The organism is Burkholderia sp. Ax-1720 (genome assembly GCF_011753035.1).
Lineage (GTDB): Bacteria > Pseudomonadota > Gammaproteobacteria > Burkholderiales > Burkholderiaceae > Burkholderia > Burkholderia gladioli.
Genome location: NZ_VWWK01000093.1, coordinates 17744 through 27688, shown reverse-complemented (window position 1 = coordinate 27688; position 9945 = coordinate 17744). Strand labels below are relative to the sequence as shown.

At 69.9% G+C, this 9945-nt stretch carries 11 protein-coding genes; 4 read left to right on the top strand and 7 right to left on the bottom strand.

Features of this window, described 5'->3' with window-relative positions:
• From F3J18_RS23295 to F3J18_RS23275, 5 genes are all read right to left on the bottom strand, one after another.
• A partial coding sequence (locus F3J18_RS23295; protein ID WP_166914488.1) for a YoaK family protein occupies positions 1–621 on the bottom strand: 621 nt, incomplete at its 3' end.
• Positions 618–1550 carry a glyoxalase gene (locus F3J18_RS23290; protein WP_166914486.1) on the bottom strand — a complete coding sequence of 311 codons (933 nt, stop codon included), beginning with the start codon at positions 1548–1550 and terminating at the stop codon, positions 618–620. The genes F3J18_RS23295 and F3J18_RS23290, both read right to left, overlap by 4 nt.
• 69 nt (positions 1551–1619) lie before the next feature.
• The gene (locus F3J18_RS23285) at positions 1620–2066 is read right to left on the bottom strand and encodes a DoxX family protein (RefSeq protein ID WP_166914484.1); all 447 of its coding nucleotides are present in this window, start codon (positions 2064–2066) and stop codon (positions 1620–1622) included.
• A gap of 1 nt (position 2067) precedes the next feature.
• Positions 2068–3957, bottom strand: a complete 1890-nt coding sequence (locus F3J18_RS23280) for an amidohydrolase (RefSeq protein WP_025100737.1) — start codon at positions 3955–3957, stop codon at positions 2068–2070.
• Positions 3958–3992: 35 nt separating this feature from the next.
• Complete coding sequence (locus tag F3J18_RS23275) at positions 3993–4160, bottom strand: DUF1427 family protein (RefSeq protein ID WP_013691509.1); 168 nt, start codon at positions 4158–4160, stop codon at positions 3993–3995.
• A gap of 142 nt (positions 4161–4302) precedes the next feature.
• On the opposite strand from F3J18_RS23275, the gene F3J18_RS23270 reads away from it, so the two are divergent.
• Positions 4303–5226, top strand: a complete 924-nt coding sequence (locus tag F3J18_RS23270; RefSeq protein WP_025100738.1) for a LysR family transcriptional regulator — start codon at positions 4303–4305, stop codon at positions 5224–5226.
• 58 nt (positions 5227–5284) lie between these two features.
• On the opposite strand, the gene F3J18_RS23265 is transcribed toward F3J18_RS23270, so the two are convergent.
• Positions 5285–5971, bottom strand: coding sequence for a hydrolase (locus F3J18_RS23265; protein ID WP_166914482.1), 687 nt, complete (start codon positions 5969–5971; stop codon positions 5285–5287).
• 285 nt (positions 5972–6256) lie between these two features.
• Between F3J18_RS23265 and F3J18_RS23260 the strand changes: the two genes are divergently transcribed.
• Entirely contained in the window at positions 6257–6532 is a 276-nt protein-coding gene (locus F3J18_RS23260) for a DUF1427 family protein (RefSeq protein WP_166914480.1), read from the top strand.
• Between the two features lie 78 nt (positions 6533–6610).
• Here the strand turns inward: F3J18_RS23260 and F3J18_RS23255 are convergent, their stop codons facing one another.
• A complete protein-coding gene (locus F3J18_RS23255) occupies positions 6611–7576 on the bottom strand; it encodes a helix-turn-helix domain-containing protein (RefSeq protein ID WP_025100740.1) in 966 nt (321 codons plus the stop codon).
• A gap of 97 nt (positions 7577–7673) precedes the next feature.
• Between F3J18_RS23255 and F3J18_RS23250 the strand changes: the two genes are divergently transcribed.
• Both F3J18_RS23250 and F3J18_RS23245 read left to right on the top strand, forming a co-directional pair.
• The gene (locus F3J18_RS23250; RefSeq protein ID WP_166914478.1) at positions 7674–8882 is read left to right on the top strand and encodes an MFS transporter; all 1209 of its coding nucleotides are present in this window, start codon (positions 7674–7676) and stop codon (positions 8880–8882) included.
• A 183-nt stretch (positions 8883–9065) separates the two neighbouring features.
• Positions 9066–9902: a methyltransferase domain-containing protein gene (locus F3J18_RS23245; protein ID WP_166914476.1), complete on the top strand. Its 837-nt coding sequence runs from the start codon at positions 9066–9068 to the stop codon at positions 9900–9902.
• Positions 9903–9945: the final 43 nt, after the last annotated feature.

Below are 9945 nucleotides of genomic sequence, written 5' to 3'. Positions count from 1 at the left end.
CGCGAGCAGGGCCCAGAAGCCGAACTGCCGCCAGCCGAGCGCGCCGGCCACGGCGCCGGCCGCGAACGCGGCGATGGCCGGCAGCATCTTCGCGAAGCGCGCACGCACGGCGGCGCGCGCGGCGCTGTCCAGATGCGGCGACAGCAGATCCACCGCGTCGAGGATCGCCTGCGTGACGTTGCCCGTCATCACCGTGTTGGGCACGCCGGGTCGCGCCACCAGGCGCGGATGCGCGTTCTGCACGCCCATCGCGAAGGCGCCGAGCATGCCGGCGGCCACCGCCGCCAGGTCGTCGGGCCCGCCCACCGGCGAGGCGGCCACGCCGGCCAGGCAGAAGCCGAACATCAGCACGGCCTGGGCGGCATGCAGCAGGCGCGCGCCCTGGCGGGCGTGATGCAGGGGCAGGGCACGCACCAGCAGGCTGCTGCCGGCCACGCCCGCCACGAAGGCGGGGAACACCGCCAGCTTCAGCAGCAGGCCCTGGCCGGAGCCGGCCGCGCCCGCGCCGATCAGCACGAAGTTGCCGGTCACGTGGGCGGTGAACAGGCCGAACAGCGCGACGAAGCTGAGCGTGTCGACGAAGCCGGCAACCGCCGCCAGCAGCGTGTCCTCGTGCTTCATTGCGCGGCGCTGGCGTGGATCTCGGCGACGTAGCCGCCCGGGAACTGCACGATCGCGGCTTCACGGCCGTCCGAGCTGAACGGCTCGACCAGCGTCTTGACGCCGGCCGCCTCGGCCTTCTTCAGCGTCGCGGCCAGGTCGGGCACTTCGTAGCCGGTCATCTCGTGCCCGAACGGGTAGGGCAGGTGGCCGTCGGTGACCAGCACGGTCATCTTGCCGAAGCCCGATTCGAGGCGCACGCGGCGGTAGGTGTCGCCGGGTCGGCCGATTTCCACGCCGGGCGCCTTGCGCACGTCGGATACCAGCTTGCCGTGCGAGAAGGCCAGGAAGTCGCGGATCAGCTTGCCGGCGCTCTGGGCCGAGACGTAGACGCGGTTCTCGGGCACCGTCTGCAGCGCCTCGTAGCTGGGCGCCTGGTTGTGCCAGTAGAGCTGCATGTTGACGCCGCCGGGCCAGGTCACCACCGCATCGCGGCCGATCGGATCGGGGAAGGTGTCGACGATCACGTCGGCGCCGTGCGCGCGCGCCGACTTCACGGCCGCGTCCATGTCGCTCACCAGGTAGCCGGTGCGCTCGGCGCCGAACGGCCAGGGTACCGGCGTCTTGAAGCCGAACACCGAGATCGTGCCGGCCGGCGTGAATACCAGTTGCGACATGGTCTGGCTCGGCGTGGGCGTGACCTGGAACACGCCCTGTTTGGACTTGCTGCCGCCGAAGGTGGCCACGAAGCTGTCGGTGAAGCGGTCGAAATCCTCGGGCGCGACATAGACGTGGGTGGTGTCGTACTGCGGGCCGACGGCGAGCGACGGGGCGGCGGCGGCCGGCGTCTTCGCGAACGAGGCCTTGGCGAAGGCGGCCGGCGCGGTGAAGGCGCCAGCGGTGCCGGCCGCGATCATCAGGGCCAGCAGGGGGGAGCGAATCGGGTTCATGAACGATGTTCCTTGTCGTTTGGTTTATTTCGCAGTGCTGCGGGATGTCGATGGATGGTGAGCGGCGAATCAGGCGCGGCCGTGGCCGGCCGTATCGCGACTATCGCTGAGCAGGGTGGCGAGCGCCAGTGCCGCGATCAGGCCCAGGTGCTCGAAGAAGCTGTTGAGCGCCATGAAGCGCGCGGCGCCGGCGAGGTTCCAGAAATCGTTGGCCACCAGCATCGCGACCAGGGTCAGCGCCGCCAGGCCGCCGGCGCCGAGCCAGGTCAGGCGCCGCGCGACCACGCACAGCGAGCCGCCGATCTCCACCACGATCGCGAGCGCGGCCCACAGGGCCGGCGGATGCAGGCCGAAATGCGCCTGCTCGGCGATGGCGGCATCGAAGTGCAGCAGCTTGTCGACGCCGCCGACCAGGTAGGCGGAGACCAGCGCGAGCCGCAGCAGCGGCGCGACCCAGGCCGGCGCGAGCAGGGCGCGCACCCACGCCGGATTGCCGGCGAGCAGCGGGGCGGCCATCTCAGATCGCCCAGCAGGAGCAGCCGAAGGCGCCCCAGAAGCCCTTGGCGTCCGAGGTCGGCAGCGACTTGTTCCAGGCGCTGGCATGCGCGTGGCCGTGCAGCGTGCAGGCGCTGTCGCAGGCGCACAGCGCGGCGGCCGCGGCGCGTTGCAGCGGCGCGCCTTCGCGCTGCGTCGCGCCCCAGCCGCCGTAACCGCCGTAGCTGCGCGCGGGCGACCAGTCGGGCATGGCGGGCGGGATCGGCGCGTCGTGTTGCGAGAACGGCCCGGCGCCCCAGACGATGCGCCCGCCCACCACGGTCAGCAGCGCGGTGGTGCCGGCGATGTCGTCCTCGGCGCAGCCGAAGAAGTCGCGGTCGGGCACCATCAGGTCGGCGAGCTGGCCCACCGCGATGCGCCCCTTGCGCCCTTCCTCGTTCGAGAACCAGGTGACGTACTCGGTCCACATGCGCAGCGCGGTCTCGCGATCGAGCAGGCTGTGCCGCGGGTAGAGGCGCATGCCGCCCACCGTCTTGCCGGTCACCAGCCAGGCCAGCGAGATCCACGGGTTGTAGGAGGCCACGCGCGTGGCATCGGTGCCGGCCGAAACCTTGAGGCCCTTCTCCAGCATCTTCGCCACCGGCGGCGTGGCCTCGGCGGCCTGGGCGCCGTAGCGCTCGACGAAGTATTCGCCCTGGTAGGCCATCCGGTGCTGCACGGCCACCCCGCCGCCGAGCGCGGCGATGCGGTCCATCGAGCGCTCCGAGATGGTTTCGGCGTGATCGAAGAACCAGTGGATGCCGTCCAGCGGAATATCGCGGTCGACCTTCTCGAACACGTCGAGCGCGCGGCTGATGGTTTCGTCGTAGGTGGCATGCAGGCGCCACGGCCAGCGGTTCTGCGCCAGCACGCGCACCACGCCTTCCAGTTCGCCCTCCATCTCGGGCGGCAGCTCGGGGCGCGCCACGCGGAAGTCCTCGAAGTCGGCCGCCGAGAACACCAGCATTTCGCCCGCGCCGTTGTGGCGGAAGTAGTCGCTGCCGTCGTGATAGGTGACGGACTGGGTCCAGTTCACGAAGTCCTCCTTCTCGGCCTTGGGCTTCTGCGTGAACAGGTTGTAGGCGATGCGCACCGTCATCTGGCCGGCGTCGTGCAGCTTGCGGATCACCTCGTAGTCGTCGGGGTAGTTCTGCGAGCCGCCGCCGGCGTCGATCGCGCCCGTCACGCCCAGGCGATTCAGCTCGCGCATGAAGTGGCGCGTCGAGTTGGCCTGGTATTCCTCCGGCAGCTTGGGGCCCTTGGCCAGCGTCGCGTAGAGGATGGTCGCGTTGGGGTTGGCCAGCAGCAGGCCGGTGGGGTTGCCGGCCGCGTCGCGCAGGATGGTGCCGCCCGGCGGCTCGGGCGTGTCCCTGGTATAGCCGACCACGCGCAGCGCGGCCGCGTTCAGCAGCGCGCGATCGTAGAGGTGGAGGATGAACACCGGCGTGTCGGGCGCCGCCGCGTTCAGTTCCTCGATGGTCGGCAGGCGCTTCTCGACGAACTGGTGCTCGGTGAAGCCGCCCACCACGCGCACCCATTGCGGCGCGGGCGTGACCGCCACCTGCTGCTTGAGCATCTCCATGGCGAGCGCCAGCGAGGGCACGCCGTCCCAGCGCAGCTCCATGTTGTAGTTGAGGCCGCCGCGGATCAGGTGCAGGTGGTTGTCGATCAGGCCCGGCAGCACCGGGCGGCCCTGCAGGTCGATCACGCGCGTGGCGTCGCCGGCCAGCGGCATGACCTCGGCATCGTCGCCGACCGCGATGAAGCTGCCGTCGGCGATCGCCACCGCGCTGACGACGGGCCTGGCGCGATCCAGCGTGGTGATCTTGCCGTTGTGCAGGATCAGGTCGGGTTGCTTGTCGCTTGCATTCACGAGCGTTTCCTTTCGGGTTTGAATTGGAAGGTGGGCTAGAAGCCGAGCCACAGCCGCAGCGAAGGCACGGCCTGCGCGCCGATCAGCATGCCGAGCAGGCCGACCAGGGCGATCAGCGGCGGCGCCGGCGAGCGCACGCGGATCGCGCTGTAGATCACGCCGATCAATGCGCCCGCCGCGAGCGATACCCAATAAGATTTCATGCGCTCAGCCTCTCGATCGAATTAGAATCCGGAGCGTCGTGTCCGGATCCGCGTCGCCGATCACGCGATCGACGGGTACCACATCGTTTAACTGTCCTTAGCGTCGAACCAGGCGCGCGGGACCTTCACTCCCCACCCGCACATGCAAGCTCTTCCTGATCTCGAAGCCTGGGCCATCTTCGCGCGTGTCGTCGAGACCGGTTCGTTCGCGAAGACCGCCAACCTGCTGGGCATCTCGCAACCGACCGTCTCGAAGGCGATCGCGCGCCTCGAGCAGCGCCTCGGCACCATGCTGCTGTACCGCACCTCGCGCAAGCTCTCGCTCACGCCCACCGGCGAGCTGCTGCGCGATCGCGCGGTCCAGTTGCTCGCCGATGCCGAGATGATCGAGAACGAAGCCTCGGCGCAGGCGCTCGAACCTCACGGCACGGTGCGCCTGAACGCGCCGATGTCGTTCGGGCTGCGCCATCTCTCGCCGCTGCTGCCGGCCTTTCTCGAGCGCTATCCCGGCGTCGACGTCGACCTCGTGCTGACCGACCAGATCATCGACATCGTCTCCAGCGGCTGCGACGTCGCGATCCGCATCGCCGATCTCAGCGATTCCTCGCTGCGCGCGCGACGCCTCTGCGCGGTGCATCGCCCGCTGGTCGCTTCGCCCGAGTACCTGGAGCGGCATGGCCGCCCCGAGCATCCGCGCGATCTCGATCGGCACGTCAGCATGATCTACACCAACCTGCCCTCGCCCGATTACTGGCGATTCCGGCATGTCGACTCCGACCAGGAGTTCGCCGTGCCGGTGCGCGGCCGCATGCGCACCAACAACGCCGACGTGATCCTTCCCGCGCTGCTGGCCGGGCAGGGCCTCGCCCTGCAGCCGGAGTTCCTGGTCTGGGATGCGCTGAAGAGCGGCGCGCTGGAGCGCGTCATGTGCGACTGGCGCATCGCCGATATCAACGTCAACCTGGTGACGCCGCCCGGCATGCTGCGTGCCGCGCGCGTCACGGTGCTGCTCGATTTCCTCGTCGAACATCTGGCGCATGCGCCGTGGGCGCTGTCCGAGCAATGAGCCGATGCGGGCAGGCCGCGTGCGAGTCGCGCGCGGCCTGCCCGACCGGCTCCGGGGCTTACTTCGCCGGCACCGCCGCGAGGATTTCGTGCTGTCCGGCCGTGCGCTGCGCGGCCTTGTGCACCATCGTGTAGGCGTAGTCGACGCCCAGGCCGTAGGCGCCCGAGTGCTCCTTGGCGATCGCCATCACGGCGTCGTAGCTGTCGCGGCGCGCCCAGTCGCGCTGCCATTCGAGCATCACCTGCTGCCAGGTGACGGGGATCACGCCGGCCTGGATCATCCGCTGCATCGCGTAGTCGTGCGCGTCCTGCGAGGTGCCGCCCGATGCGTCCGCCACCATGTAGATCTCGTAGTCGCCTTCGAGCATCGCGCACAGCGCGAAGGTGGTGTTGCAGACCTCGGTCCACAGGCCCGACACGACCACCTTCTTGCGGCCGTTCGCGGCCAGCGCGTCGCGCACCTTCTGGTCGTCCCAGGAGTTCATCGAGGTGCGTTCGAGCACTTGCTGGCCCGGGAACACGTCGAGCAGCTCGGGATAGGTGTAGCCGGAGAAGCTTTCGCTCTCGACGGTGGTGATGGTGGTGGGCACCTTGAAGACCTTGGCGGCCTTGGCCAGCGCGACGACGTTGTTCTTCAGCGTCTGGCGGTCGATCGACTGGACGCCGAAGGCCATTTGCGGCTGCTGGTCGATGATGATCAGTTGGCTGTTTTGCGGCGTGAGAACTTCAAGCTTCGAATCGCTCATGACGTGGCGTCCTTCGATTGGGAGAGGAGAGCGGCGCAGCCGGATGGCGCGACCGGGGAAACCGTGCACGTGGCAGGGCGCCGGAACGGGGCACGATCCGGCGGCAATCATTTGACACGCAATCGCGGCGCCAAGAAATCCAAAAAACGGAATGGCTTCGATTCCAAAAACCGCCCCTCGAAAGTGCCGCTCCCCGCTTTTTTTCTTGATGCGAACCGGCTAGTCTTGCGGACGTCCGGCCGTGCGACGGCGAGCGCCGGCATCTCGTGAAAAAGGAGCGGCCCGATGAAGGCTTATGTGTTGTCCCTGCTTGCCGGCCTGCTGGCCGGCGTGGTGTATGGCGCGATCGGCGTGGCTTCGCCGGCGCCGCCCGTGATCGCGCTGCTGGGCCTGCTGGGGATGTTGGCGGGGGAGCAGATCCTGCCGGTGGCGCGGCGGATCCTGGCGGGGCATCGCCTGTCGGCCGCGTGGCGCGAGGCAAAGTGCAACCAGCACATGTTCGGCGCCTTGCCGGGCGGCCCGGGCGCGGGCGGCGGCACGACGCGGCGCGAGCCGTCGTGATGCAGCGAGGGCAGCGGGGGCGGCGGCGATGCGCGGCGCGAGGCCGCGATCGTTGCGCCCGCAAGCTTTCCTAGAAATTCACAGCAGGTCGGCACGCAGCTCGCGCACGCCTCGCCCGAGGCGCTGGCGCAGCAGCGTGCGCAAGGTCGCACCGTCGCCGTAGCCGACCTCGGCCGCGATCGCTTCCAGGTCGAGGCTGCCGCCGCGGATCAGCGATTGCGCGTGCTCGACGCGCAGGTCCTGGAAATAGGCGAGCGGCGATTTCCCCAGCACTTCCTGGCAGCGCCGTTGCAGCGAGCGGGTGCTGGTGGCCAGCGCCTTGGCCGCGCCCTGCAGCGAGAACCCCGCCTTCAGGTTCGCGCGCGACCACTGCTCGAAACGCTGGATCAGCGGATCGGCCTGCGCCAGGTGGTTCGGGATGATGTAGGCCGCCTGCGAGGAGCGGATGTCCGCCAGCAGGTAGCGCGACACCAGCGTCGCCAGCTCGGGGCTCGCCGAGCGGATCAACCACAGCGCGAGATCGAGATGCCCGAGCGCGGCGCCTGCCGTCACGCCGATCTCGTTGGGCACCAGCATGCGCGATTCGTCGAGCTTCACCTCGGGATAGCGCTGCCGGAACAGCGGCGCGAGCGACCAGCTGGTGGTCGCCTCGCGGCCGTCGAGAAAACCCGCCTCGGCCAGCACGAAGGTGCCGATGCACGACGCGGCCACGCGCGTGCCCTTGTCGTTCCATGCCCGCAGCTGCGCCATCGCGTCGACCATGTCGGGCCGCCCGAGCAGGCGTATCAGGTCCTCGGGCAGGGCCATGGCCGGCGCCGGCACGATCGCCCAATCCGGCTTGGGCGCCGCCGAGGCCGGCTGCACGGGCACCAGCAGGCCGTGCTTCGAGCGCACGCGGCGGCGCATGCCGACCAGCGACACCTCGAAACGCGGCGTGCCGCCGAGCAGCCGCGCCGACAGGCCGTTGGCCGCCGAGAAGGCATCGAGCGTGACGGACAGGCCCGTGTCGAACATTCCGTCGAGGGCGATGATGGCGATGCGCATGGCGTAATCGACTCCAAAGTTGGCGTTTGTGACTGTATCAGCTGGGTAGTGGCGTCGCTACACTCGGTTCCATTCTTCCGTATTCACAGGAGTTTTCATGGACCGACGTCTATTGGCGCTGGCGCTCGGCATGTTCGCGCTCGGCACCGACAGTTTCGTGGTGGCCGGCGTGCTGCCGCAGATCGCGCATGAGTTCGGCATCGGCATCGGCGCGGCCGGGCAGATGACCACCGTCTATTCGCTGAGCTACGCGCTGCTCGCGCCGGTGATCGCGACGCTCGCCGCGAGCGTCGCGCGCAAGCGGCTGATCCTGGTCGGGCTGGCGATCTTCGTAATCGCCAACCTCGGCACCGCGCTCGCGCCGAGCTTCGGCTTCGCGCTGGCCACGCGCGCGCTGGCCGGCCTCGGCGCCTCGATCTTCTCGCCCACCGCCACCGGCTCGGCCGCCGCGATCGTGCCGCCCGAGCGGCGCGGCATGGCGCTGGCCGTGGTGCTGACCGGCATGACGGTGTCCACCGCGATCGGCGCGCCGATCGGCACCCTGATCGGCAGCTTCGTGAGCTGGCACTGGACCATGGTGTTCGTGGCCGCGCTCGCCGCGCTGTCGGGCCTGGGCGTGCTGGCCTTCCTCGCCGAGATTCCGCTGGCGCCGCCGATCTCGCTGCGCAAGCGCCTCGCGCCGCTCGGCGATGCCCGCGTCGGCCTGACGATGGCGAGCACCGTGCTGTTCTTCAGCGGCGTGCTGGCCGTCTATACCTATCTCGCCGTGGTGTTCGACCGCGCGATCGGCGCCGATAGCGCGCTGATCGGCGGCCTGCTGGTGCTCTGGGGCGCGGCGGGCACGGTGTCGAACCTCGCGGTCGGGCGGCTGATCGATCGCATCGGCACGCGCCGCGTGCTGGCGGCGATGCTGGCCTTCGTGTTCGTCGACTTCCTGCTGGTGCGCTGGAGCGGCGCCGGCCTGTGGACCACGATTCCCGCCATCGTCGTGTGGGGCGCCTGCGGATGGGGCGTGCTGGTGCCGATGCAGCATCGCATCGTCGGCGTCGAACCCGCGCTCGCGCCGATCCTGATGGGACTGAACAACTCGGCCACCTTCCTCGGCGCGACGGCGGCCGGCGCGATCGGCGCGGCGGGGATCCACCTGGTGGGCAGCCATGCGCTCGGTTTCGTGGGCGCCGCGTTGGTGGGGGCCGCGATGATCGTGTCGGCAATGGCCGATCGCCGGATCGCGGCCGTCGCTCGCGCGGGACGTGCCGGCGGCGAGCTGCCGGTGGTGGCGGCCAGCCGGGCCGGGCAGGCTTGAGTGCAGGCGGCGGACGCGGTTCGACGGCGCGTGGAGGCATGGCGCCGTCGAAGCCGCATCGATTGCAGGATGCAGTGTCGGGACCCGTCGCGCGGCAGGCCGCGCCGGGTTCGATCGAATCGGCCGGCGACGGCGCGGGGCGCAAGCCGAGCATCGTCGCCGGCCGTGTAAACGGAGCCAATCATGACGGACAAGACCAGCATTTCCCAACACTATGACAAGGACCTCGACAGCCTCGTCGAGCGCCTGCGCACCGCGCTCGCGGCCGAGGGTTTCGAGGCGAGGCAGCCGCGCGCGGCCGATCTCGCGCAACTGGACCAGTTCCATTCGCGCGGCCTCGAGGCGACGGTGGAGCTCGCCGCGCTGCTCGAGATCGACGCGGCGACGCGCGTGATCGACATCGGCTCGGGGCTCGGCGGCCCGTCGCGCTACCTGGCCTCGAACTTCGGCTGCCGCGTGGAAGGCATCGACTTGACGCCGTCCTTCGTCGAGGCCGCGCGCTTTCTCGCGCAACGCACCGGGCTCGACGATCGCGTGCATTACCGCCAGGCCGACGCGCTGGCGCTGCCGTTCGAGGACGACTCGTTCGACCTGGCCTGGACCCAGCACGTCGCGATGAACATCGCCGATCGCGACCGCCTGTATCGCGAGGCCTGGCGCGTGCTGCGCCCGGGCGGGCGGCTGGCGATCTTCGACGTGGTGGCGGGCGATGTCGAGCCGCTGCACTTCCCGGTGCCCTGGGCGTCGACGCCGGCCGCGAGCTGTCTGGTCACGGCCGCGCGAATGCGCGAGCTGCTCGAGGCGCAGGGTTTCTCGGTGCTGTCGTGGGTCGATTCGACCGAGGCCGGGGTTGCCTGGTTCGACGAGCGCGCGCGCAAGCTGGCGGCGCTTGGCAAGCCGCCCGCGATGGGCATGCACGTGGTGATGGGGCCGGGGTTTCGCGAGATGAGCGGCAACCTCGCGCGCAACCTGCGCGAAGGACGGGCCGGCCTGGCCCAGGCGATCGTCGGCAAGGATTGAATGTCGCGGCATCGCTGTAGATGAACAACGAAGGCGGGGCCGA

Bases quoted from the DNA above. Each gene is read 5' to 3' on its own strand.
- F3J18_RS23290 (WP_166914486.1), bottom strand. From the start codon at position 1,550: ATGAACCCGATTCGCTCCCCCCTGCTGGCCCTGATGATCGCGGCCGGC.
- F3J18_RS23245 (WP_166914476.1), top strand. From the start codon at position 9,066: ATGACGGACAAGACCAGCATTTCCCAACACTATGACAAGGACCTCGAC.
- F3J18_RS23285 (WP_166914484.1), bottom strand. From the start codon at position 2,066: ATGGCCGCCCCGCTGCTCGCCGGCAATCCGGCGTGGGTGCGCGCCCTG.
- F3J18_RS23250 (WP_166914478.1), top strand. From the start codon at position 7,674: ATGGACCGACGTCTATTGGCGCTGGCGCTCGGCATGTTCGCGCTCGGC.
- F3J18_RS23260 (WP_166914480.1), top strand. From the start codon at position 6,257: ATGAAGGCTTATGTGTTGTCCCTGCTTGCCGGCCTGCTGGCCGGCGTG.
- F3J18_RS23265 (WP_166914482.1), bottom strand. From the start codon at position 5,971: ATGAGCGATTCGAAGCTTGAAGTTCTCACGCCGCAAAACAGCCAACTG.
- F3J18_RS23270 (WP_025100738.1), top strand. From the start codon at position 4,303: ATGCAAGCTCTTCCTGATCTCGAAGCCTGGGCCATCTTCGCGCGTGTC.
- F3J18_RS23255 (WP_025100740.1), bottom strand. From the start codon at position 7,576: ATGCGCATCGCCATCATCGCCCTCGACGGAATGTTCGACACGGGCCTG.
- F3J18_RS23275 (WP_013691509.1), bottom strand. From the start codon at position 4,160: ATGAAATCTTATTGGGTATCGCTCGCGGCGGGCGCATTGATCGGCGTG.